Annotated in this window: 18 protein-coding genes and 1 pseudogene; 10 read left to right on the top strand and 9 right to left on the bottom strand. The window is 70.6% G+C overall.

What is annotated here, in order from left to right; all coding sequences use genetic code 11:
- A pseudogene (locus tag AOK17_RS22395) lies at window positions 1-412 on the bottom strand (molybdopterin-dependent oxidoreductase); the annotation flags it as partial.
- Between the two features lie 113 nt (window positions 413-525).
- Between AOK17_RS22395 and AOK17_RS22390 the strand changes: the two are divergent.
- Window positions 526-1,971: a hypothetical protein gene (locus AOK17_RS22390; RefSeq protein WP_055614295.1), complete on the top strand. Its 1,446-nt coding sequence runs from the start codon at window positions 526-528 to the stop codon at window positions 1,969-1,971.
- 27 nt (window positions 1,972-1,998) lie between these two features.
- Here AOK17_RS22390 and AOK17_RS22385 read toward each other — a convergent pair whose 3' ends face one another.
- The gene (locus tag AOK17_RS22385) at window positions 1,999-2,520 is read right to left on the bottom strand and encodes a hypothetical protein (protein WP_063997275.1); all 522 of its coding nucleotides are present in this window, start codon (window positions 2,518-2,520) and stop codon (window positions 1,999-2,001) included.
- A gap of 329 nt (window positions 2,521-2,849) precedes the next feature.
- Between AOK17_RS22385 and AOK17_RS22380 the strand changes: the two genes are divergently transcribed.
- The 5 genes from AOK17_RS22380 to AOK17_RS22360 all read left to right on the top strand — a co-directional run bounded on the left by AOK17_RS22380 (window position 2,850) and on the right by AOK17_RS22360 (window position 10,703).
- Window positions 2,850-4,100: a lactonase family protein gene (locus AOK17_RS22380; protein ID WP_079053210.1), complete on the top strand. Its 1,251-nt coding sequence runs from the start codon at window positions 2,850-2,852 to the stop codon at window positions 4,098-4,100.
- Between the two features lie 139 nt (window positions 4,101-4,239).
- A complete protein-coding gene (locus AOK17_RS53775; protein WP_055614294.1) occupies window positions 4,240-4,461 on the top strand; it encodes an SbtR family transcriptional regulator in 222 nt (73 codons plus the stop codon).
- A gap of 281 nt (window positions 4,462-4,742) precedes the next feature.
- Complete coding sequence (locus AOK17_RS22370; RefSeq protein WP_055614293.1) at window positions 4,743-6,215, top strand: glycoside hydrolase family 76 protein; 1,473 nt, start codon at window positions 4,743-4,745, stop codon at window positions 6,213-6,215.
- A gap of 214 nt (window positions 6,216-6,429) precedes the next feature.
- The gene (locus AOK17_RS22365; RefSeq protein ID WP_425424627.1) at window positions 6,430-8,724 is read left to right on the top strand and encodes an AbfB domain-containing protein; all 2,295 of its coding nucleotides are present in this window, start codon (window positions 6,430-6,432) and stop codon (window positions 8,722-8,724) included.
- 101 nt (window positions 8,725-8,825) lie between these two features.
- Window positions 8,826-10,703: a glycoside hydrolase family 76 protein gene (locus AOK17_RS22360; RefSeq protein WP_055614292.1), complete on the top strand. Its 1,878-nt coding sequence runs from the start codon at window positions 8,826-8,828 to the stop codon at window positions 10,701-10,703.
- A gap of 33 nt (window positions 10,704-10,736) precedes the next feature.
- Here the strand turns inward: AOK17_RS22360 and AOK17_RS22355 are convergent, their stop codons facing one another.
- Window positions 10,737-13,121, bottom strand: a complete 2,385-nt coding sequence (locus AOK17_RS22355; protein ID WP_055614291.1) for a phosphoketolase family protein — start codon at window positions 13,119-13,121, stop codon at window positions 10,737-10,739.
- Between the two features lie 49 nt (window positions 13,122-13,170).
- Here AOK17_RS22355 and ppk2 point away from each other — a divergent pair, with 49 nt between their 5' ends.
- Window positions 13,171-13,974 (top strand): polyphosphate kinase 2, encoded by an 804-nt coding sequence (ppk2, locus tag AOK17_RS22350; protein WP_055614290.1) that lies wholly within the window; start codon window positions 13,171-13,173, stop codon window positions 13,972-13,974.
- Between the two features lie 5 nt (window positions 13,975-13,979).
- On the opposite strand, the gene AOK17_RS22345 is transcribed toward ppk2, so the two are convergent.
- The 4 genes from AOK17_RS22345 to AOK17_RS22330 all read right to left on the bottom strand — a co-directional run bounded on the left by AOK17_RS22345 (window position 13,980) and on the right by AOK17_RS22330 (window position 17,645).
- The gene (locus tag AOK17_RS22345; RefSeq protein WP_063997274.1) at window positions 13,980-14,852 is read right to left on the bottom strand and encodes a universal stress protein; all 873 of its coding nucleotides are present in this window, start codon (window positions 14,850-14,852) and stop codon (window positions 13,980-13,982) included.
- Between the two features lie 5 nt (window positions 14,853-14,857).
- Entirely contained in the window at window positions 14,858-15,880 is a 1,023-nt protein-coding gene (adhP, locus tag AOK17_RS22340) for an alcohol dehydrogenase AdhP (protein ID WP_055614289.1), read from the bottom strand.
- 24 nt (window positions 15,881-15,904) lie between these two features.
- Window positions 15,905-16,810 (bottom strand): universal stress protein, encoded by a 906-nt coding sequence (locus AOK17_RS22335; RefSeq protein ID WP_055614288.1) that lies wholly within the window; start codon window positions 16,808-16,810, stop codon window positions 15,905-15,907.
- Between the two features lie 205 nt (window positions 16,811-17,015).
- A complete protein-coding gene (locus tag AOK17_RS22330; protein WP_055614287.1) occupies window positions 17,016-17,645 on the bottom strand; it encodes a DoxX family membrane protein in 630 nt (209 codons plus the stop codon).
- A gap of 277 nt (window positions 17,646-17,922) precedes the next feature.
- Here AOK17_RS22330 and AOK17_RS22325 point away from each other — a divergent pair, with 277 nt between their 5' ends.
- The gene (locus AOK17_RS22325; protein ID WP_055614286.1) at window positions 17,923-19,683 is read left to right on the top strand and encodes a SulP family inorganic anion transporter; all 1,761 of its coding nucleotides are present in this window, start codon (window positions 17,923-17,925) and stop codon (window positions 19,681-19,683) included.
- An 88-nt stretch (window positions 19,684-19,771) separates the two neighbouring features.
- Here the strand turns inward: AOK17_RS22325 and AOK17_RS22320 are convergent, their stop codons facing one another.
- Window positions 19,772-20,599: a universal stress protein gene (locus tag AOK17_RS22320; RefSeq protein WP_055614285.1), complete on the bottom strand. Its 828-nt coding sequence runs from the start codon at window positions 20,597-20,599 to the stop codon at window positions 19,772-19,774.
- 68 nt (window positions 20,600-20,667) lie between these two features.
- Entirely contained in the window at window positions 20,668-21,576 is a 909-nt protein-coding gene (locus AOK17_RS22315) for a universal stress protein (protein WP_055614316.1), read from the bottom strand.
- Window positions 21,577-21,753: 177 nt separating this feature from the next.
- Between AOK17_RS22315 and AOK17_RS22310 the strand changes: the two genes are divergently transcribed.
- A complete protein-coding gene (locus AOK17_RS22310; protein ID WP_055614284.1) occupies window positions 21,754-22,218 on the top strand; it encodes a Crp/Fnr family transcriptional regulator in 465 nt (154 codons plus the stop codon).
- A gap of 185 nt (window positions 22,219-22,403) precedes the next feature.
- Window positions 22,404-23,105 carry a response regulator gene (locus AOK17_RS22305; RefSeq protein ID WP_055614283.1) on the top strand — a complete coding sequence of 234 codons (702 nt, stop codon included), beginning with the start codon at window positions 22,404-22,406 and terminating at the stop codon, window positions 23,103-23,105.
- The last annotated feature ends 27 nt before the right edge of the window (window positions 23,106-23,132 follow it).

The raw sequence follows: 23,132 nt of genomic DNA, 5'->3' as shown, positions 1-23,132 counted from the left end.
CGCCGCCGACGAGCAGCAGCAGGGAGATCCGTTCCAGGGCATGCGTGAGCGACCGGGCCGGCGGCAGCGCGAACAGCTTCGGAACGACCAACCACAGCTTGGCCAGCAGAACGGGGACGAGCGTGATGCCGAGCGTGACATGGATGCCCTGGGTGAGCCGGTACAGCCAGTGCGGATGTGTCGGCCAGGCAAAGAGGTAGAAGCCGAGCAGTCCCTTGTCGGGGGTCTTGTCGTTGACCGGCGACAGATCCGGGTTGTACGCGGCGTACGACAGCAGCCCCGTCACGAACAGCGCGGTGATACCGCCGAGCAGGACGATTCCGAGCACCGAGGTGAACCACGGACCGCGTACGGAACTGCGCCAGAAACCGGGGGACGTGGGCAAGGGAGGCGGGGAGTGCAACCGTGACATGCGCCGACCGTAGGCCGCCGCACCTGCGAAAAGGGGCCTTGAACACATGACGAAACGCTGACATCCGCACGCGCATCGGCCTCGGCGCGGTCCCCGCGGCCTAGCGTTCCCCCGTGACCCGTGATCTTCTCCGAGACCTGTACGCGACCGCGTCCGCCGCGCTGCTCGTCGTGGCCGCCGCGCTGGTCGGCACCGCGATCGAGCGGGACCACGGCACCCTGCACGTGGGGTGGCCTCCCTTGTACTCCAACTGGGGTCCCCACGTCGGCCCCGGCACCCCCGCGGCACTCGTCGTCGCGGTCGGCGTCGTGGCGTACGGGCCGCGAGTGGCCGCCCGGCTGCCGTGGCGCGCGCTGCTGGGCGCCGCCTGGGGTACGGCCATGGCGTGGACGTGGTCACTGGCGCTGATCGACGGCTGGCGGCGCGGTATCGCCGACCGGCTCACGACCAAGTACGAGTACCTGCAGGTCATCGACCGCTTCCAGGACATCCCCGCGACGCTGCGGGACTTCACCGGCCACATCCTGCTCCACTCCCCCGACCACTGGCCCCCGCATGTGGCGGGTCACCCTCCGGCGGCGACGGTCACGTTCGTCCTGCTCGACCGGGTCGGACTCGGCGGCGGGGGCTGGGCCGGAGCCTTCTGCATCACCGTCGGTGCGTCGGCGTGCGTGGCGGTGCTGGTCGCCGTGCGGGCGCTCGCGGACGAGGCGCTCGCGCGCCGGGCGGCGCCGTTTCTGGTGTTGGCGCCGGCCGCGGTATGGATGGGGACGTCCGCGGACGGCTACTTCGCGGCGGTCGCCGCCTGGACGATCGCGCTCCTGGCCCTCGCGGTCACCGGACACCGGCCACGGCTCACCGGTTTCGCCGCCGGCCTCCTCTTCGGCCTCACCTGCTACCTCTCCTACGGGCTCACGCTCTTCGCCCTCATCGGGGGCGCCGTCCTGCTGCTCGGCCCACGACGAATCCGCCCGCTGCCCTACGCCCTCGCCGGAGTCGCCGTCGTCCCCGTCCTGTTCACCCTCACGGGCTTCAACTGGTGGGAGGCGTATCGGCTGCTCGTCGAGCGCTACTACCAGGGAGCCGGCGGCATCCGGCCCTACGGCTACTGGGTGTGGGCCAACCTCGCCTGCACGGTCCTGATCGTGGGCCCGGCGACGGTGGCGGGCCTGCGCCGCACCGGCGCCGCGCTGCTGGAGACCCCGAAACGACTCAGGGCACGTTCTTCCCTCGACGCTCCTCCGCGCGGGCGGACACCCGACCGCCGCGGTACTTCCGCACGGATCGGCTCTGCCCTGCGCCGACGGGTCCTGCCCTGGGCGGACATGCCCGGCGCCTCCGCCGAACTCCGCCTCGCCGTGCTGGTCGCCGCCGCATTCGCCGCTCTGCTCATCGCCGACCTGTCCGGGATGAGCAAGGCGGAGACCGAGCGCATCTGGCTGCCGTTCGCCATGTGGCTACTGGCCTCGTGCGCGTTCCTGACCCGTCCCCGCGCCTGGCTCGCGGCGCAAGCCGTGCTCGCCCTGCTTCTCAACCACTTGCTGCTGACGGGTTGGTGACGGACGGCGCCGGGCCCGGCAGGCAGGTCACCCTCCAGTCCCAAGATCGCCCGCCGCGTGGCGAGGAAGCATGTCGGTCTCGCCGAAGCGTTCGCGCCCGGCTGTCCCCCAGGCGAGCAGCGCGAAGCCCAGGGCGAAGCCGAGCATCGTCCAAACGCCGCGTGGCCAGAAGATGTGGCTGTCGACGAAGGACCAGCCCGCCGCCAGGAGCACCACCGTTCCAGGAAGTACTCGGACGCCGTGCTTCGGGAGCAGCACGACCGCCGTGGCCGCGATGGCTCCTATGAGGGCGTAGGCGCCGGCCTGCCCCAGCGCCTCACCCGTGTCGTAGAGCGGGCGCTTGACCGGTCCGAGGCTCCCCGTCTCGCCGGCGTGCTCGACCGCCGTTCCGGCCGCGATGCCGGCGACCGCGTCGAGGCCGGTGTAGAAGGCCGCGTAGACGAAGGCGCCCGCCCAGGCCACCACGGTGGCGAAGCCCGCGAGGGAGAGCCGGGGCCGATGCCACAGAGGGACCAGTAGACCGACAGTGAGCAGCGGAAAGACCGGCAACAGCGCAATGTGAAGGTGTGCCCAGTCGGAGGCTGTCGATCTGGACAGTCCATGAGGATGCGCGATGCCCGCCGCACTCAGCAGAAGTGGGGCGGCGGTGACGAGGGCAATACGTCGGAAGGTCAACACGCCTGCGAGCGTAGGCGCGTGGTGTCATCCAAAACGGCTGCGTAAGGGTTCCGTAAGATGCTTCCGTCCTCGGGCCCGGACTCTCTTACGAGAGTCTGACGCGGCCACCGTTCCGCATCGGCACACCGCTCCCACTGTCCACTCTGGTGCCGTCCACAGCCGTGGACCGCACCGCAGAAACAGAGGAACGGGACGTGACCATGCACCCCAGCCGCGAGACACACCGTCGCACGAACCGGCCCGCCGACAGGCATGACGGTCACCGGGCGAAGTCCAGGGCACGGCGCATCGTGATCGGCGGCGGTGCCCTGGCCATCGCCGGGGCGGCCACGGTGGCTGTGTCCCTGGCCTCGGCCGGCCAGTACTCCGGGAGCGCCGCCGGGGCCGACCACGCAGTCTTCGTCCAGGGCAACGAGCTGGACGGCAACACCATCCATGTGTTCGCGCGGGGCGACGACGGCAGCCTGCGCCCCTCGGGGACCTACGGGACCGGCGGCCAGGGCGGTGACCAGGTCGACGCGCCCACCGACTCGCTCGCCTCCCAGGGCTCGCTCGTCTACGACGACGCCTCAGGCATGCTGCTGGCCGTCAACGCGGGCAGCGGCACGGTGACCTCCTTCCGCGTCGAAGGGCAACAACTCAAGGACCGGCGCGTTGTGGACTCCGGCGGCGAGTTCCCGGCCGGCCTCGCGGTGCACGGCAGGATCGCGTACGTGATGAACGCGGGCGGCGAGGGCAGCGTCCAGGGGTTCAGGATCACCGGAAAGGGACTGGAGCCGCTGAAAGGGTCCTATCGTTCCCTTGGCCTGAGCAACGAGGACATACCGCGCTTCGACACCTCGCCGGGCGAGGTCGAATTCGCCCCGGACGGCCGCAGTCTGCTGGTCACCACCAAGGGCAACAACACCGTCGAGGTCTTCCCCATGAAGCGCGACGGCCTGCCGGCCGTCGCCGAACCGGTCGTCAACAAGTCGGCCGGCGGCGCGCCTTTCGCGATCAGCTTCGACAGGACCGGGAAGCGGATGCTGGTCGCCGAGGCCGAGAAGTCCACCGTCTCCACGTACGCGGTGCGGCGCGACGGAAAACTGAAGGTCCTTCAGCAGCCCCTGGCCAACGGCCAGGAGACCCTGTGCTGGCTGGAGCGTGCGGGCAACTTCTTCTACGGCGGCAACACCGGAAACTCCACCGTCACCGGGTACCGCATGGACAAGCGAGGCAAGCTTGCCCTGACCAACGACGTGGGCATCGCCACCTCGCCCTCCGCCGACTCGCAGGGCGTGATCGATCTCGCCGTGACCGAGGACGAGAAGTTCGTCTACGTCCAGAACGCCGTCTCCGGCACCGTCGACGGCTTCCGCGTCGAGTCCAACGGCGCCCTCACCAAAGTCACGACGGCCGAAGGCCTGCCCGCCTTCGGCGAGTCCGGCATGGAGGGCATCGCCGCCGTCTGACACCGGGACACGACCGTCAGGGAGAGCCATCCCGAGAGGCCTGGCCGACCTGCACCGTCTCGTCGAGCCGCTCGACGAGACGGACGACCCCCTGAAGGCGGTAAGCCGCTGGCTGGAGGCCTTCATCGAGCAGTGCAGCGTGTACGACGGCCTGGCCCAGGCCGTCGCTCGCACACCGGTTCACGAGAGCGACACCTGCCGGTTTTCCCTTGATGCCGGCACACTCCGTGCGGACATGGACGCATACGACGTACGGCATCTGGCCGCCGCCATGGCCCGGGTCGGCGGGCAGCTGCCGCCCGACCCGGACCGGCGGACCCGGCTGTTGCGGATGATGCTCGACGGGCTTCGCCCCCGCTGACAGAAGAACCTGGGCGCCGCGCCACGGCCGCCAGGGCACGAGGCCGTCAGGGCCTGCCCGACGGTTCCCGTCCGCCGCTGCGGATGCCCCCTCCTTGCCTCACGTTCAACTCCCTTGTGCGTCCGCACCGTTGACGCTCCCTCTCCCCCTCACTACCTTCCGAGAGCGCTCTCATGTTCGTTTCCCGAGCCCCAGACCTCGCTCGCACCGGTGTCCTCCGCGAAGGAACGAGACCGGTCCCACGGCAAGGACCAGGGGCGTTGCCCTGACAGAGAGGCCCCATGACTCTCCTTCCAAGACTCCGAATCCCCAGACGGACGGCGACAGCCCTCGCCCTGGCCCTGCTCGCGGGCCTCGCCCCGCAGTCGGCGTCCGCCACCGAGTCCACCGCGGCGGCGACCATCTGCAACAAGTACTGCGACGCCCGCGACCCCGCCCTCTCCCCCGGCGACCGGACACCGGTCACCGCGGCGGTCCACGGGCGGTCGATCGCCCTCCACTTCGACGACACCGACGCGATGGGCTGGGCGTCCATCGGCAACGGCAACCCGGGTGACGAGGTCTGGCTCGACCGCTCCTTCGACGGCGGGCGCACCTGGAGTTCGGGCAGCAAGCTCGGTGACACGACCGTCCCGGCAGGTCAACGCGGCTGGCGCACGCTCATGTACAACGTGGACGACTGGAACAACCGCGGTGTCGGCGCCCTGCGCGCCTGTGGCAAGGCCGGGGACCGCACCGAGATCGCGTGCACCCCGTGGGCCCGCACCACATGGAACGCCGGCAACCGGCGCACCGCGGCGGCCACCGGGCTGATGACCTTCTACAACTACGGAACCGGCCTGTTCGACACCACCGGCTGGTGGAACTCGGCCAACGCCCTCAACGCCCTCGTCGACAACATCCGGGTGACGGGCATGAGCAGTTACTCGTACGCGATCTCCCGCACGTACGACCTGAACCTGAACGCGAAGGACGGGCAGTTCCGCAACGAGTACATCGACGACACCGGCTGGTGGGGACTCGCCTGGGTCGCCGCGTACGATCTGACGGGCGACCGCCGCTATCTGGACACCGCCCGCGCCGACGCCGACCACATGGCCGCGTACTGGGACGGCACCTGCGGCGGCGGAGTGTGGTGGAGCACGGCGAAGACGTACAAGAACGCCATCGCCAACTCTCTCTACATCCAGCTCAGTGCCGCCCTGCACAACCGCATCCCGGGTGACACGACGTACGTGAACCGGGCCCGGGCCGGCTGGTCCTGGTTCCAGGGCACCGGCATGATCAACGGCTCGAACCTGGTCAACGACGGGGTCGACCTGTCCACCTGCCGCAACAACGGCCAGGCCGTCTGGTCGTACAACCAGGGTGTCCTGCTCGGCGCCCTCACCGAGCTCAACAGGGCGACCGGCGACGGCCAACTCCTCACCCGCGCACGGCAGATCGCCGACGCGGCGACCACGACCTCCTCGCTCCACACCGCCGACGGCATCCTGCGCGACCCGTGCGAGGGCGGCGACTGCGGCGGCGACGGGCCGTCCTTCAAGGGCGCGCACGTGCGCGGTCTGGGCAAGCTCAACTCCGCGCTGCCGGACCATCCGTACACCGGCTACCTCCAACGCCAGGCGGACCGTGCCCATACGAGCGACCGGAACGCCCTCGACCAGTACGGACTGCGCTGGTTCGGCCCGGTCGACAAGCTGGACGCGGCGCGGCAGCAGAGCGCCCTCGACCTGCTCAACGCGGCGCCATGAAGCGGGAGTTCATCGAACGTCCGACAACGTTGTCTGCCTTTGGTCTGGACAATTGGCCGGGTGAATGCTGTGGTATCCGTGCAGCGAGTTCTCCCGTGTTGAACAAGTTCCACCGTCCTGCGGGCGGCGTTCCTCCGTGCGCCACCGAGACCCTGGAGCGATCACCGTGCTGAGACCCATACCGACCTGGCGGCGCGTCACGACCGCCGCCGCGGTGCTGGCACTCGCCGTCACCGGCCTCCTCGCCTCCGGCACGGCCCCCGCCGGCGCCGCCGCGGCGGCCTGGACCCCCAAGCCCGCACCGATGACGACGCCGTGGACCGACCAGGTCCCGGTCGACAACCCGCTGCCGGAGTATCCGCGACCGCAGCTCACCCGCCCCGACTGGGCCAATCTCAACGGCATCTGGGACTTCGCCGTCACGTCTCGCGACGCCGGTCAGCCGTCGTCGTTCGGCGAGCAGATCCGGGTGCCGTTCGCACCGGAGTCCGCGCTCTCGGGCATCCAGCGGAAGATCACCGAGAACGACAAGCTCTGGTACAAGCGCACCTTCACCGTCCCGTCCGGCTGGAGCGGCCGACGCGTCCAGCTCAACTTCGGTGCCTCCGACTGGGAGACCACGGTCTGGGTCAACGGGCAGCAGGCCGGGGCCGTCCACCGAGGGGGTTACGACTCGTTCTCGTACGACATCACGCCGCTGCTGAACGGCGGTGCCACCAACACGATCGTCGTGTCCGCGTACGACGCCACGCAGACCGGCGGCCAGGCCGTCGGCAAGCAGCGCATCCAGGACGTCACCCCGCACGCCGGGCGCAGCATCTTCTACACCGCCACGTCCGGGATCTGGCAGACGGTCTGGCTGGAGCCGACCGCCGCCGCGCGCGTCACCCGGCTCGACATGGTCCCGAACCTCCAGGACAACACGCTGCGGGTGACGGTGCGTGCGGCCGGGGCCGACGGGGCGAGCGCCAGGGTCACCGTCTCCAACGGCGGCACGCAGGTCGGCACCGCCACTGGGACGGTCGGCCAGCAGTTCTCCGTACCGGTGCCGAACGCCCGCCTGTGGACGCCGGAGGACCCGTTCCTGTACGACGTCACGGCCGAGCTCTCCGGCAGTGCGGGCGCCGACCGGGTCGGCTCGTACGCGGGCATGCGGTCGATCGCGGTGCAGAACGTGAACGGTGTCCAACGCCCCGTCCTCAACGGGTCGTTCGTCTTCCAGAGCGGCACCCTGGACCAGGGCTACTGGCCGGACGGCCTGCACACCGCTCCGACCGACGCGGCCCTCAGGTACGACCTGCAGAAGCACAAGGACCTGGGCTTCAACATGGTCCGCAAGCACATCAAGGTCGAGCCGCAGCGGTGGTTCTACTGGGCGGACCGCCTGGGGCTGCTGGTGTGGCAGGACATGCCTGCCATGGACAGCGGGAAGAGCCCGTCCGCCGCGGCCCGCACCCAGTGGGAGAACGAGTACCGCGCCGTCATCGACGAGCACCGCAGCTCGCCCTCGCTGGTCCTGTGGGTCAACCAGAACGAGGGCTGGGGCCAGTACGACCAGGCCCGTATCGCGGACATGGTCAAGTCGTACGACCCCTCGCGCCTCGTCGACAACATGAGCGGCGTCAACTGCTGCGGTTCCCAGGACGGCGGCAACGGTGACGTGGTCGACAACCACAACTACGTCGGTCCCGGCAACACGCCGACGGAGCCCGTACGCGCCTCCGTGCTGGGCGAATACGGCGGTCTCGGCATCCGGGTCACCGGTCACGAGTGGTATCCGGGCGGCGGGTTCAGCTACGAGGACCAGCCGAGCCTGTCCGCCCTCAACGACCGGCTCGTCGGGCTGCTCGACGGCATCCGGGAGAACTCGATGCCCGCGGGCGGCCTGTCGGCGGCCGTCTACACCCAGATCACGGACGTGGAGAACGAGGCCAACGGCCTGCTGACCTACGACCGTCAGATCGTCAAGGTCGACGAAGCCCGCGTCCGGGCGGCCAACCAGGCGCTCATCACGGCGTCCCGCACGGTCGGACCGACGGTGAAGCTGCCGGTGGAGCAGTACGTGTCGATCCGGGTCACCACTCCGGGATACACCGACCGCTACCTCCGTCACCAGGACGGGCTCGGCTTCACCGAGGTGGTGAACTCGGGCAGTACGGCCCTGTTGAAGGAGGACGCCACCTGGAAGGTGAAGCCGGGGCTCGCCAACCGGCTCTGCTACTCCTTCGAATCCCGCAACTACCCCGGCGAGTACCTGCGCCACCGCGAGTTCCGCGTCCGTCGCGACGCGAACGACAACTCCACGCTCTACAAGGAGGACGCGACCTGGTGCCCGGTGCAGGGCAGCGGCGGCGTCCGGCTGTCGGCGTCGGGCTTCCCCCGCCAGTACCTGCGGCACATCAACGCCGAGCTCTGGCTGGCCCAGCAGGGCGGCACGCACACCTGGGACAACCCGGCGAGCTTCGTCCCGGACACCACCTGGTCGATCTCGGCACCCTGGGCTCCCTGAGCACGACCGCTCACGAAAAGCAGGCGTTTCAAGGTGGCCGCCCTCCACGGGCGGCCACCCCTCCCTTCCGCGCACAGCCCCCCACGGATTGGCGGTACGTCATGTCGGCGCGGCCCCACCCGGTCCTCGGCGGACCCCTGACCCTGTTCCTGGCGCTGCTCCTGGCCCTGACCGGCCTCGTCGCCCTCCCCGCTCCAGCCGCCCATGCCGCCACGCCTGTGTGTGCCCTGGCGTGCGACACCCTGGACCCCTCGAAGGCACAACAAGACACCTTCCCGGTGCCGAGCAAGACCATCAACGGCCGGATCGTCCGGCTGCACGTCTCCGACCTGGACAACATGGCCTGGGCGAGCATCGACAACGGCACGACGGGCGAGTCGGTCTGGCTGGACCGGTCCTGGGACCGGGGCGCCACCTGGGAAGGCGTGCTCGGCAAGGCGAGCATCCCCGGCACCTGGACCGGCACCCGCACGCTGATGTACAACATCACCGACCCGCTGGGACACCGGCGCGGCTGGATCCGCGCCTGCGGTGACGCGGGCGGTGTCACCTGCACCGACTGGGCGTATCCGAAGGTGTGCGACGGCTCGTTCTGCGACGGCGCCGACCCCGCCACCGCGTCCGGCGACGACACCCCCGTACCGTCGACCACCCTCTTCGGGCGCACCATCAGCCTCCATGTCGACCAGCGCAACGGCACGGCCTGGGGCGTCGTCGCAAGCGGCGGCGCGGGCGACGAGATCTGGCTCGACCGCTCCTGGGACGCCGGCGCGAGCTGGCCCGAGGGCGCTTCCCTCGGCCGTACGAGTGTGCCGTCAGGAGCGTCCTCGACCCGCACCGCCATGTTCGCCACCCGGGACCCACGGGGCCTGCTGTACGGCGGGGCCGTCCGCGCCTGCGGCCGTGAGGCCTCCCACCAGGAAGGCAGTTGCACCGCCTGGGCCAGGCCGGCACCGACCCGGGCACGTGCGGGGGCGGACGCGCTGATGGCGTCGTACCAGACCAACGAGGGCTGGTGGCGCAGCAGTTGGTGGAACTCGGCCGTCGCCATCACCTCGGTCATCGACTTCGCCGAACGCACCGGGCGGCACGACTACGACTGGGCGATCGCCCGTACCTTCGAGCAGAACCGGGGTGTCTTCCCCGCGGGCGTGCGCAGTTCGGACCCGATCGAGGGGCACTTCATCAGCCGTGCGATCGACGACGCGGGCTGGTGGGCCATCGCCTGGCTGGCGGCGTACGACTACACGGGCGAGAGGCGCTACCTGGACGAGGCCGTGACGATCGCCAACTACGTGCACCAGTACTGGGATCCGGGCACCTGCGGCGGCGGGGTGTGGTGGGACCGGGAGCGCACGTACAAGAACGCCGTGACCAACGGGCAGTACCTGTGGCTGACCACCTCGCTGCACCAGCGGATCTCCGGTGACACCGTGTGGGGCTCGCGGGCGACCACGGCCGCCAACTGGTACCTGGGCAGCGGGCTGATCAACTCCTCCGGCCTGGTCAACGACGGGCTGAACGGGAGCTGCGGCAACAACGGCCAGACCGTGTGGAGTTACAACCAGGGCCTCGCCATCGGCGGCTTCACCCAGCTGTGGCGGTCCACCGGGAACAGCAGGTACCTGGACACGGCGAAGCGGCTGGCCGACGCCGCGATGTCCTCGTCGGCGCTGACCCGCGGCGGCGTGCTGACCGAGTCCTGCGACGTCGGCACGGGTTCCTGCGACGACAACCAGAAACAGTTCAAGGGCATCTTCATGCGGCACTTCGCCGACCTGGCGGACGCCACCGGGTCCGCCACCTACCGGGCCTACGTGACGAAGCAGGCCGACTCGATCTGGAGCACCGACCGGGACCGCCTCAACCGCCTGGGCCAGCGCTGGGCCGGCACGAGCCCCAACCCGTCGGACTGGCGCACCCAGGCCAGCGCGCTGGGTGCACTCACGGCCGCGGAAGGTCTGTCGGCCGGGCGATGAACTCCTCTGCCATGGAAGGGATGTGACGGGGGGTCAGCCGGTCCAGGTCCAGTCGGCGACCTCGGGCAGGTCCGTGCCGTGTTCGCGGATCCAGGCGTGGTGGCGGGTGCGGGCATCCGCCATCCGCTGGCGTACGGCGGCGGCACGGACGCCGAGGCCGGGGACGCGGTCGATGACGTCCATGACCAGGCGGTAGCGGTCCAGGTCGTTGCGGACGACCATGTCGAACGGGGTCGTGGTGGTGCCCATCTCCTTGTAGCCGCGGACATGGAGGTTGGCGTGGCCGGTGCGGCGGTAGGCGAGGCGGTGGATCAGCCAGGGATAGCCGTGGTAGGCGAAGATCACCGGCTTGTCGGTGGTGAACAGGCCGTCGTACTCGAAGTCGCCCATCCCGTGCGGGTGTTCCTCACGCGGCAGCAGCCGGGCCATGTCGACGACGTTGACGACCCGGACGGCCAGCTCGGGCAGATGACGCCGCAGCAGATCGGAGGCGGCCAGGATCTCCTGGGTGGGGACATCACCCGCGCAGGCGAGCACGACATCGGGCTCGCGGTCTCCGTCGGCCGAGCCCGCCCACTCCCAGATGCCCGCTCCCCGTGCGCAGTGCACGCGGGCCTGGTCCATGGAGAGCCAGTCGAAGCAGGGCTGCTTGCCCGCGACGATCACGTTCACGTAGTCACGGCTGCGCAGGACGTGATCGGCCACGGAGAGCAGGGTGTTGGCGTCCGGCGGCAGATAGACCCGTACGACCTCGGGGCTCTTGTTCAGGACGTGATCGACGAAGCCGGGGTCCTGGTGCGAGAAACCGTTGTGGTCCTGACGCCACACGTGCGACGTGAGGAGGTAGTTGAGCGAGGCGATCGGGGCCCGCCACGGCAACCCCCTCGATGTCTTGAGCCACTTGATGTGCTGGTTGACCATCGAGTCGACGATGTGCACGAACGCCTCGTAGCAGGAGAACAGGCCGTGCCGTCCGGTGAGGAGATAGCCCTCCAGCCAGCCCTGGCAGAGGTGTTCGGAGAGGATCTCCATGACCCGGCCGTGCCGGTCCAGGTGTTCGTCCACCTGGAGCATCTGTGCCTGCCAGGCCTTGCCGCTGGCGTTGAAGACGGCGTCCAGCCGGTTGGAGGCGGTCTCGTCGGGGCCTACGAGCCGGAAGTCGCGACGGCCCGATGTGTCGTTCATGATCTGTTCGAGGAAGTCGCCGAGGACCCGGGTGGGCTCGTGCGAGGTGACGCCCGGCTTGTCGACGGGGACGGCGAACCGGTCGAGCGACGGGACGGGCAGGTCGCGTACGAGAAGACCGCCGTTGGCGTGCGGGGTGGCGCCCAGCCGACGGGCCCCGGCGGGGATACAGGCGAGGACGTCCGCGGTGGGCCGGCCGTCGGTGTCGAAGAGCTCCTCGGGCCGGTACGAGCGCAGCCACGTCTCCAACTGCCGCAGGTGGTCGGGGTTTTCGCGTACGCCGGACAGCGGGACCTGGTGCGCACGCCATGTTCCCTCGACCGGCTGCCCGTCGACCTCGCCCGGGCCTGTCCAGCCCTTCGGGGTGCGCAGCACGATCATGGGCCAGCGGACCCGCTCCGACACGCCGTCCTCACGAGCCGTGCTCTGCATCAGCGCGATGCGGTCGAGGGCGTGGTCGAAGGCGCCGGCCATGGCGCGGTGGATCTCGCGCGGGTCGTCACTGGTGACATGGATCGGCTCGTGTCCGTATCCCCGCAGCAGGTCGTCGAGTTCGTGCTCGGGAATCCGGGACAGCACGGTCGGGTTGGCGATCTTGTAGCCGTTGAGGTGCAGGATCGGCAGGACCGCGCCGTCGTGCACCGGGTCCAGGAACTTGTTGGAGTGCCAGGACGCGGCCAGTGGCCCGGTCTCCGCCTCGCCGTCACCGATCACGCAGGCGACCAGCAGATCGGGGTTGTCGAAGGCGGCCCCGTACGCGTGGGCGAGGGAGTAGCCCAGCTCGCCGCCCTCGTGGATCGAGCCCGGTGTCTCGGGGGCCACATGGCTGGGCACGCCGCCGGGGAAGGAGAACTGCCGGAACAGCCGGTCCATGCCCGCCGCGTCGCGCGAGACGTCCGGATAGGTCTCGCTGTAGCTGCCCTCCAGCCAGGAATTGGCGAGGACGGCGGGACCGCCGTGGCCGGGACCCCAGACGCACAGGGCGTCGAGACCACGGGCCTTGATCACCCGGTTGAGGTGCGTGTGCACGAGGTTGAGGCCGGGCGAGGTCCCCCAGTGGCCGAGCAGCCGGGGTTTGATGTGCTCGGGGGTCAGCGGCTCGGTGAGCAGCGGATTTGCCAGCAGGTAGATCTGGCCCACGGCAAGGTAGTTGGCGGCCCGCCAGTGGGCGTCCAGGGTGCGCAGTTCCTCGTCGGTCAGTACGGTGCTGTCCTGGTGTTCGACGTTGGTCATGGTGACTCCGTAGTGTCATCGAAGGACGTCATCGAGCGGAGGAGGCGGCATGGCCGGCAAGAAGACGGCGAAGGTGCCGCGCGCGGCGTACGAGCAGGAGCTGCTGCGTCTGCAGACGGAGCTGGTGAAGCTCCAGGAGTGGGTGCGGGCCGAGGGCACCCGGCTCGTGGTGGTCTTCGAGGGACGCGACGCGGCGGGCAAGGGCGGCACGATCAAACGGGCCTCGGAGCACCTCAACCCGCGCGTCGCGCGGACCGTGGCGCTGCCCAAGCCGACCGAGCGCGAGCGCACCCAGTGGTACTTCCAGCGGTACGTCGAGCATCTGCCCGCGGCCGGGGAGATCGTGCTGCTCGACCGCAGCTGGTACAACCGCGCCGGTGTCGAGCACGTCATGGGCTTCTGCACCAAGGAGGAGTACCAGCTCTTCCTCCGCCAATGCCCGATCTTCGAGCGGATGCTGGTGGAGGAAGGGATCCTGCTGCGCAAGTACTGGTTCTCGGTGAGCGACACGGAGCAGCAGAAGCGGTTCCGGCAGCGGCTCAAGGACCCGACGCGGCGCTGGAAGCTCTCCCCGATGGACCTGGAGTCGATCACCCGCTGGGAGGCGTACTCCCGGGCGAAGGACGAGATGCTCGTGCACACGGACATCTCGGAGGCCCCGTGGTTCGTCGTGGAGAGCGACGACAAGCGCCGGGCCCGTCTGAACATGATCGCCCATCTGCTGAGTTCCGTGCCGTACCACGAGGTGCCGCCGCCGGTGCTGGAGCTGCCGCCCCGGCCGCCCTCGACCGGCTACCAGCGCCCGCCGCGCGATCTGCAGACGTACGTTCCCGATCACGCGGCGAGCCTCTGAGCCGGTCATCCCTGTTGGGGGACTACGGCGACGGGGCAGGCGGAGTGGTGCAGGACCGCGTGGGCGACACGGCCGAGCTGGAGCCCGAAGTGGCCGTGGCGCCGCTGGGCTCCGACGACGAGCAGGTCGGCCTCGGCCGAGGCGTCGAGGAGCACCGTGCGGGCCGGGCCCTCGACGATGCGCCGGTGCAGTTCCACCCCCGCCGGGGCATCACGCAGTGCCGCTTCCAGGGTTTCCGTGGCCTGCTGCTCGTACAGGTGGGCGGGTTCACCGGACAGCAGCGGGTGGTCGGCGGTCTGGTGCGCGGGGCAGCGCCAGGCACGTACCGCCTCCAGCGGTACCCGGCGTTCCCGCGCCTCCTCGAACGCGAACCGCACGGCGGCCGATTTCTCCGGCTCCTCACCGACTCCGAGCACGATGCGCCTGCGCATCCTGGACGTCACCTGATGGTCGTGGCCGCCGCGCAGCACGATCACCGGGCAGTCGGCGCGGGCGGCCACGGCGAGGCTGACACTGCCGAGGAGGAGTTCGGCGATGCCGCTGCGGCCTCGGGTCCCCAGGACCAGCGCGGAGGCGTTTCGCCCCTCCCGCAGCAGTGCCGGCACCGGCTCCTCGGGCAGCACCTCGGTGGAGATCTTCAGGTCCACCTCGCGGCGGTGCGCACGCTTCGCGGCGGCCTCGACGATGTTGTCGGCCAGCACTTGCTCCGAGGACCTGCCGAGACCCTCGGCGAGCGCGGCGCCCTCGTAGCGTTCCCACAGTGAGGCGTACACCAGCCGCAGCGGTACGCCGCGCAGGGCGGCCTCGTCCGCCGCCCAGTCCACGGCACGCATGCCGGGTTCGGAGCCGTCGACACCGACGACCAGGGGAAGCTCCACCGTCCTCACCTTCCTTCACCGAGGTCGAAGACGATCCTTGCCTTGATCTGGCCGCGCAGCACCTCGTCGATCGACTCGTTGACGCTCGCGAGGGGCCGGGTCTCCTGGATCACCCTGGTCCGGCCCGCCGCGTGCAGCCGGAACACCTCGGTCAGGTCCTGCCGGGTGCCGACGATGGAGCCGATCACGGAGATGCCACCCAGGACGGTGTCGAAGATCGGGACCTGGATCGTGCCGTGCGCCGGAAGTGCGACCATGACGAGCTTTCCACCGCGCCGCAGCCCTGAATAGGCCGCGGAGAAGGCCGCCTCGTTCACGGCGAGCGCGATGGCGGCGTGCGCGCCTCCGTGCCGCTTGAGCACCTCGCCGGGGTCGTGCTCGCGGGCGTCGATCATGATGTCGGCGCCGAGTTCCGCGGCGAGTTCGAGCTTCTCGTCGGTGACGTCGATGGCCGCCACGGTCGCTCCGGCGATCTTCGCGTACTGCACCGCCAGATGGCCCAGTCCTCCGACACCGGAGATGGCGACGAGCTGAGCGGGCCGGACATCGGCGACCTTGAGGGCCTTGTACGTGGTGACGCCGGCGCAGGTGAGCGGGGCGGCGTCGAGAGCGGAGATCCCGTCGGGCACCGGCTGCGCGAAGTCGGCCCAGGCGAGCATCTTCTCGGCGTACGCGCCATCGCATCCGTATCCGGTGTTGATCTGCTGCTCACACAGCGTCTCCCAGCCGGACAGGCAGTGCTCGCACCGTCCGCAGGTCTTGCCGAGCCAGGGCACGGCGACCCGCTGCCCGAGGGCCAGATGGGTGACGCCGTCACCGAGGGCCTCGACGAGACCGACGCCCTCGTGGCCGGGGACGAAGGGCGGGTTCGGCCTGACGGGCCAGTCGCCGTGGGCGGCGTGGATGTCGGTGTGGCAGAGCCCGGAGGCCTCGACCCGGACGCGGACCTGGCCGGGGCCGGGCTCGGGATCGGGGCGCTCCTCGATGACCAGGGGCTCGCCGAATGCGCGTACGACCGCTGCCTTCATGGTTCTCGTTCTCCTCGGAATGCGTCAGCCGTGCGCGACGACGGCGACAGGAGCGGTGGCGTGATGCAGCACGGCGTGTGTCACCGAGCCGATGTGGGCACCGAGCGGGCTGCGGCGGACGCGGCGTCCCACGACGACCAGGGGGGCCTCGTGGGAGGCGTCGACCAGCTGGTTGGCCGGGCTGCCCGAGCGGGACTCCTCGACGACCTCCACATCCGCGTACTTCTGTCGCCACGGGTGCAGTGTCTCGGTGAGCCGGGCGGTCTGCTGCCGGACGATCTCCTCGTGCAGGCCGAGGTCGGCGGACAGTCCGTAGGCGTAGTACGGCGGAAGGTTCCAGCCGTGCACGACCCTCAGGGCGGTGGCACGACGGGCCGCCTCCTCGAAGGCGAAGGCGAGCACCGAGTCGTCCGGGCTGTCGGGGTCCAGGCCGAGCACAACGGGCCGGAAGGGCGTCGCGGCGGACGGGATGCCGGACGGATCCATCACGTGCTCGTCGGCGGCCTGTTCCCCGGCACGGACCAGCACCACGGGCCGCTCGGCGTGCGCCACGACGGTGAGGCCGACCGAGCCCACCAGGAACCCGCCGATCCCGCTCATGCCGCGCGAGCCCAGGACGAGCAGCGCGGCGTCCTCGGCCAGATGCGTCAGGATCTCGCCCGGCCGGCCGTAGACCTGCTCGGCGGTGATCTCGACACCGGGGTGCCGCAGGCGCAGGCCCTCGGCGGCCTCACGGGGTATCTGTTCGCTCCAGTGCTGCTGGGTCTCGGCGCGGAGGAGTGGCGCCTGCGCCACGGGCGTCGGAGCGGGCTCCCAGACGTTGACGAGCTTCAGGGGAAGTCCGCGCAGCCTGGCCTCCCGGGCCGCCCATTCGGCCGCGGCATGGCTTTCGGGCGAGCCGTCGAGTCCCACGATGACGGTGCTGGGCATGATCTCCACCTTCGGGATCGGGATCGGGGTCGAAGTCGGAGTCGAGGTCGAGGTCGGAGTCGGACGATGCGATTCCAGCGTGGTGTCGGACGAGTTCGTGGTGCAGGGGCCGTAGGTCCTCAACAGGGGCCGATCGGCCCCATCGGGCCGGCGGGACGCGGCGAGCCCATGACGGATATCGCCGCGTCCCGCCAGGTCCCCGAAGTCAGCGCAGCCAGCCGTTGGTGCGGACGAACGGCAGCCTGGCCCAGAGCTTGCCGATGCCCCAGGTGTCACCGGCGGAGGCCAGGGCGAGCGCGATCAGGACGACGGCGTAGATGAGGTGGTAGTCGACGAACGGGTTGCTGGACATGCTCGGCGACCCGTCGGAGAGGAGCTTGGCGGGCGGCCACTCGGCGACCCACATCAGCGCCATCATCGCGGTGCCCGCGACGGCCGCGAGCCGTAGTGCGAACCCGCCGATCAAGGCCAGTCCGATGCCGAGCAGACCGGCCATGAAGAGCCAGTTCGCCCAGGTGGCACCGGCCCAGGAGTGGAAGGTGGACTCCATCGGTCCGGCGGCGACGCCGCTGAGGAAGCCCATGGTCGGCGAGCCGCCGTCGATCCAGCCCTTGCCGGAGGGGGTGGCGTAGCCGAAGCCGAAGGTCTTGTCGAGGAACGCCCACAGGAAGGCGAACCCCGTGAGCAGTCGCAGGGACGCGAAGGCGTAGGCCCGGGCCGTGTGCGTGTCGGTACGAGCCGACACGGCGGACCCGGAGGTGGCGGCGGTCCGGTTCCCACGGAACGTCGGCAGGTGGAACCCCGGGCTCCGGCGAGGATGCTCGTGCACGGCCATGGTGATGGTCCTTTCAGGAATTCGGGGATTCGGGGATTCGGGGATTCGGGGGTGGTCCGGTCGTTGTCCGTCCGACACCCATCACTCTGGCCGCGCCGGGCGGGCGTCGCCGGAGGCCGAAGGTCCGCGGCGACGGGGCTGAACGGCCCTTTTCACAGGGCCGGTTGGGCTGCCGGGAACGGGGCCGGAGTGCCTGTAGGTTCCTGTCGGCCGGGTCGACGTCTCGCGGCCGTCCGCCCGTCGGTGGATCCTGAGGTCACGCGACAGAAGGAGACTCATGGCAAGGAGCGCGGGCGGGCACGTTCCGGGAGGCCGTCCGACACAGAGGCTCGGCACTCTCCTCGGGCACCTCGCGCCCGGAGTCGGCACGCTCCTCGGCTACCGGCGCTCGTGGCTGAAGGGCGACCTGCTGGCCGGGGTGACCGTGGCCGCGTACCTCGTCCCGCAGGTGATGGCGTACGCGGGCGTGGCGGGTCTGCCGCCGGTCGCCGGACTGTGGGCGATCCTGCCCGCACTCGGGCTGTACGCCGTGTTCGGCTCCTCACGTCTCCTGTCGGTCGGTCCCGAGTCGACGACCGCGCTGATGACGGCGACCGTGGTCGCCCCGCTGGCCGCCGGAGACCCGGACCGTTACGCCGCACTGGCAGCCGCCCTCGCACTCACGGTGGGCCTGTTGTGCCTGGTGGCGTGGGCGGTGCGGCTGGGCTTCCTCGCGGACCTGCTCTCCCGGCCCGTCCTGATCGGCTACCTCGCGGGCGTGGCACTGATCATGATCGTGGACCAGCTGCCCAAGCTCACCGGCGTACGCACGACGGGGTCCGAGTTCTTCGCCCAACTCTGGTCCTTCGTACGGCACCTGACAGAGGTCCATGCGGCGACGCTGCTGGTCGGCGTCGTCACGCTCGCGTTCCTCTTCACGGTGGCGCGGTTCTTCCGGGCGGTCCCCGGCCCTCTGCTGGCCCTGGTACTCGGCACGGCGGCCGTGGCTGTGTTCGACCTGGACGACCGGTACGGCATCAAGGTGATCGGAGAGGTCCCGTCGGGTCTGCCGGGACTCGCCGTGCCCGACCTGACCGAACTGGCGCACCTGGTCCTCCCGGCCCTCGGAGTGCTCCTCGTGGGCTACACGGACTTCATCCTCACCGCGCGCGCCTTCACCGTCCCCTCCTCCGACGACAAGGGCCCCGGCCTCGACCCCAACCAGGAGTTCCTGGCCCTTGGAGCCGCCAATCTGGGTGCGAGCGCACTGCGCGGTTTCCCGGTGAGCAGCAGCGCCAGCCGGACCGCGCTCGCCGCCTCGGCCGGCGCCCGCAGCCAGGCGTACTCGCTGGTCGCCGGTGCGGTGGTCCTCGCGGTACTGCTCTTCCTGAGCCCGCTGCTGGCCCGCACACCCTCGGCCGTGCTGGGCGCGCTCGTCGTGTACGCCGCGGTCCGCATGATCGACCTGGCGGGCTTCCACCGGCTGGCTTCCTTCCGCCGCCGGGAACTGCTGCTTGCCCTCGGCTGCCTGGCCGGGGTGCTGGCCCTGGACATCCTGTACGGCGTGATCGTCGCCGTCGGCCTGTCGGTCGCGGAGCTTCTGGTCCGCGTGGCCCGTCCGAACGATGCCGTCGAGGGAGTGGTCCCCGGTGTGGCCGGCATGCACGACATCGACGACTACCCGCAGGCCCGCACCATCCCCGGCCTGCTGGTCTACCGCTACGACTCGCCCCTGTTCTTCGCCAACGCCGAGAACTTCCGCCGCCGGGCCCTGGCCGCCGTCGACGAACAGGAGGACCCGGTCCGCTGGTTCGTCCTCAACACCGAGGCGAACGTCGAGGTCGACATCACCGCCCTGGACGCCGTCGACGCGCTGCGCCTCGAACTGACCCGGCGCGGCATCGTGTTCGCCCTCGCCCGCGTCAAGCAGGACCTGATGGACGACCTGGACGCGTACGGCCTGACGAAGTCGGTCGGCGCCGATCTGGTCTTCCCGACGCTGCCCACCGCCGTCGCGGCGTACGGGGAGTGGAGTCGCGCACGGGACGACACTCGGTAGGCCGAAAGGACCGAACGAGCCGATAGAGCCGACAGAGCCGACAGAGCCGACAGCCCGTGCTCCCGCCGCACGGCGCGGCGGAGTTCCTTCACGAGGCCGAGGGCGCGGCGCTCTCCTGCCCGGCGGGAACGAGCAGCACCGGGCAGTGGGCCCGATGCAGCAACGTCCGTGCCAGGGAACCGAGATGGCGGCCATGCCCGGTCCGCTCGGGTCGGCAGGCGGTCACGACGAGGTCCGCCGTACGTGTGGCCTCCAGCAGCGTCTGCGTCGAGGCGGCGGCAGCGTCGCGACTCCCCATCCGGACGAGAGGATGCCGAGCGCCGAGCACCGTCGGCGGCTCACCGGCCGGGAGGTACGACGCGGTCCACTCGCTCCGTCGGTGCGGCACCGGGACCAGGGCCGGGTGCCGATCCGCCGGGGGCCGGAAGATCCGCAGCGAAGCACCACGGAGTTCCGCCTCCTGGAAGGCGAACGCCGCCGTGTCCGCGTCGTCCTCCTCGTCGAGGACGAGCACTACCTCGTTGTGCAGGTGCGGCGGAGAGTCGCCGCGTACGACCAGCAGCGGGCCGGGCGCGTGCGCGGCGAGGCGCCGGCTCACCGAGCCGAACATCGTGCCCGCGAACCCGCCGAGACTCCGGCAGCCGACGACGGTCAGCGCGGCCCTGCGTCCGTGTTCCGCCAGGACGGCCGCCGAGTGGCCCTCGGCAGGGACGGTCACGACCGGCAGGCGCGGGTGGCGGTAACGCACCCGCGAGGCGGCGGACGCCAGCACCGGGCCCGCCTCGTCGAGGTCGGGGACGGCGTACACGATCTCCAGACTGGTGGCGCGCAGGGCTGCCTCGTCGGCGGCCAGGTCCAGTGCTCGTACGGCGATGACGGAGCCGTCCACCCCGACGATGACGTGACGTGTGGTCATGACTGCTGTTCCCTCCCTGGACCGCTGGTGCCCTGGGCCGTTGGCCTGAGCACCGTCACGGCGCCGCTTCAGTCGTGCGGGACGACGGCCACGGGGCAGCCGACGTGGTGCAGCACCGCGTGAGTGACGGCGCCGATGTGCGTGCCGAGGTGGCTGTCCCGGGTCCGGCGCCCCACGACGACGAGGGAGGCTCCGGACGACGCCCGCACCAGCGCGGTGGCGGGCCGTCCCTCGGAGACGGTCTCGACCACCGTGACCTCGGGGAACTTCTCGCACCACGGGCGCAGGGTCGCGACCATGGCGTGTTCCTGTGCCGCGATCAGTTCCGGCCCGGTCACCGTGGCCCACGGTCCGTCGGCCGGCTGGACCCGCGGCGTACCGAAGGCGTGGATCACGTGCAGCGTGGCGCCGCAGCGCCGTGCGGACTCGAAGGCGAACTCGATCAGCTCGTCACTGGGGCGCGGGGTGTCCAGGCCGAGGACGACATCGCGATAGGGGGTCTCGGGTATCTCGTCGGGCGAGACGCCGTCCAGGGTGGTGAAGTGTTCGTCGGCGGCACTCTCACCCGCACGTACGAGCACCAGAGGGCGGGAGGACCTGGCGACGAGCCGCTGGGACACCGAGCCGACCATGAATCCCGCGACGCCACTGAGCCCACGGGAACCGAGGACGAGCAGCTCCTCGTCCTCGGCCGCCGCGAGGAGGGCGGCCACCGCGGAGTCGGCCACCAGTCGCTCCACGACCCGCAGCCCGGGGTGCGCGGCACGGATGCTGCCCGCCGCCCGGTCCAGGGTCTGTTCGGCCCAGTCGCGCTCGGTCCTGTCCGCGGGGACGGAGGGGGCGGGGCGTGGGTGCCACGTCCAGGCGTGCACGAGGTTCAGCGAGACGCCGCGACGCAGGGCCTCCCTGGCCGCCCAGTGTGCGGCGGCGAGGCTCTCGGCGGATCCGTCGATTCCTGCGGTGATGTGCCGAACCATGGTGGGCACCTCCTGTGTCCGGTCCTGCCCGATCTCATGCAGAGCCTCGTACAGGAACGTCCGCGTGCGCAGGGGCCGCACAGTCCCCTCCCTGGGGCCGGGTGGCCCATGGTTCGAGCCGAGGCACGGGCACACGCTGGAAGTCCTAGGTTCGAACGTCCGTCCTGGAGGCCGGTCATGAACGCTTCGCCCACGTCCAGCATGCCGCGGGCACTGCCCGCCGAGCACCGGCAGCGACTGATGCACATCGCCCGGGAGGTGTCGTTCCCGCAGGGAGTCCGCCTCTTCGAGGAGGGCGGTCGCGCCGACCGGTTCTGGATCATCCGCACCGGCACGATCCAGCTCGACATGCGCGTACCCGGCCGCCGGGCAGCGGTCATCGAGACCCTCGGCCACAACGAGCTCGTCGGCTGGTCCTGGCTGTTCGCACCGCACTCCTGGCACCTGGGCGCCGAGACGACGAGCCCGGTCCGCGCCTACGAGTTCGACGCCCCGGCCGTCCGGGCGATGTGCCAGGACGACCCCGCCCTGGGCCACACGGTCGCCCGGTGGGTGGGCGACATCCTCGCCCACCGTCTACGCTCGGCCCGGACCCGGCTGCTGGACCTCTACGCCCCGTACGGCAGCGGCAGCCGCCTGTGACCGCGCATCGAGCGATCGCCTCCGGGGCTCCGGAACGGGCTTGGCCCGCGGCGGATGCGCCGGACAGGGCGCATTGTGGGTCGGAGTGGGGCCGGTCGGCCCTAGTGCATCCGGCTGCCGGCGAGTGACGATCGTCGTCGCGGACAGCCCGCAGTCCGTCAGTCGCCGGGGAACGAGGGGTCGCCATGACCAGGACACGCACCTTCACGGAGCAGGACCCGATCCGCGTCTTCCTGCTGGACGACCACGAGGTCGTACGACGCGGTCTGTCCGACCTCCTGGACGCCGAACCGGACATCTCGGTGGTCGGCGACGCCGAGAACGTCGAGCACGCGCTCGCGCGCGGCCCGGCCCTGCGCCCGGACGTCGCCGTCCTGGACGTACGCCTGCCGGACGGCGACGGGATCACCGTCTGCCGCGAGCTGCGCAGCCAGATGCCGGAGCTGGCCGTTCTCATGCTGACCTCGTTCGACGACGAGGAAGCCCTGCTCGACGCGATCATGGCCGGCGCCTCGGGCTACGTCCTCAAGCAGATCAAGGGCTCCGACCTCGTCTCAGCGGTACGCACCGTCGCCTCGGGCCAGTCCATGCTCGACCCCGCGACGACCGCCCGGCTGATGGCCTCCCTGCGGGCGGATCCTGCCGGTACCCCGGCCGTCGCCCCCGAGCTGGCGAGTCTGTCCCCACGCGAACGCGACATCCTCGCCCTCATCGGAGACGGACTCACCAACCGCGAGATCGGCAAGAAGCTCTTCCTCTCGGAGAAGACCGTCAAGAACCACATCTCCCGGCTGCTGGCCAAGCTGGGTGTCCAGCGCCGAGTGCAGGCCGCGGTCCTCGCTTCCCACCTCGAACAGCCCGAATCCGGCGAGCGCCCCGCGAGGTGAAGCGCATCCGGGCCGTCCGGCACAGCA

This window comes from Streptomyces phaeochromogenes, from assembly GCF_001418655.1.
GTDB lineage: Bacteria > Actinomycetota > Actinomycetes > Streptomycetales > Streptomycetaceae > Streptomyces > Streptomyces phaeochromogenes.
This window is presented reverse-complemented; position numbering and strand designations above follow the sequence as displayed.

What these genes read in the sequence shown, in the direction of transcription:
- AOK17_RS22380 (WP_079053210.1), top strand. Translation starts at nt 2,850, where the DNA reads ATGCACCCCAGCCGCGAGACACACCGTCGCACGAACCGGCCCGCCGAC.
- AOK17_RS22370 (WP_055614293.1), top strand. Translation starts at nt 4,743, where the DNA reads ATGACTCTCCTTCCAAGACTCCGAATCCCCAGACGGACGGCGACAGCC.
- AOK17_RS22360 (WP_055614292.1), top strand. Translation starts at nt 8,826, where the DNA reads ATGTCGGCGCGGCCCCACCCGGTCCTCGGCGGACCCCTGACCCTGTTC.
- AOK17_RS22355 (WP_055614291.1), bottom strand. Translation starts at nt 13,121, where the DNA reads ATGACCAACGTCGAACACCAGGACAGCACCGTACTGACCGACGAGGAA.
- ppk2 (WP_055614290.1), top strand. Translation starts at nt 13,171, where the DNA reads ATGGCCGGCAAGAAGACGGCGAAGGTGCCGCGCGCGGCGTACGAGCAG.
- adhP (WP_055614289.1), bottom strand. Translation starts at nt 15,880, where the DNA reads ATGAAGGCAGCGGTCGTACGCGCATTCGGCGAGCCCCTGGTCATCGAG.
- AOK17_RS22335 (WP_055614288.1), bottom strand. Translation starts at nt 16,810, where the DNA reads ATGCCCAGCACCGTCATCGTGGGACTCGACGGCTCGCCCGAAAGCCAT.
- AOK17_RS22330 (WP_055614287.1), bottom strand. Translation starts at nt 17,645, where the DNA reads ATGGCCGTGCACGAGCATCCTCGCCGGAGCCCGGGGTTCCACCTGCCG.
- AOK17_RS22325 (WP_055614286.1), top strand. Translation starts at nt 17,923, where the DNA reads ATGGCAAGGAGCGCGGGCGGGCACGTTCCGGGAGGCCGTCCGACACAG.
- AOK17_RS22320 (WP_055614285.1), bottom strand. Translation starts at nt 20,599, where the DNA reads ATGACCACACGTCACGTCATCGTCGGGGTGGACGGCTCCGTCATCGCC.
- AOK17_RS22315 (WP_055614316.1), bottom strand. Translation starts at nt 21,576, where the DNA reads ATGGTTCGGCACATCACCGCAGGAATCGACGGATCCGCCGAGAGCCTC.
- AOK17_RS22310 (WP_055614284.1), top strand. Translation starts at nt 21,754, where the DNA reads ATGAACGCTTCGCCCACGTCCAGCATGCCGCGGGCACTGCCCGCCGAG.
- AOK17_RS22305 (WP_055614283.1), top strand. Translation starts at nt 22,404, where the DNA reads ATGACCAGGACACGCACCTTCACGGAGCAGGACCCGATCCGCGTCTTC.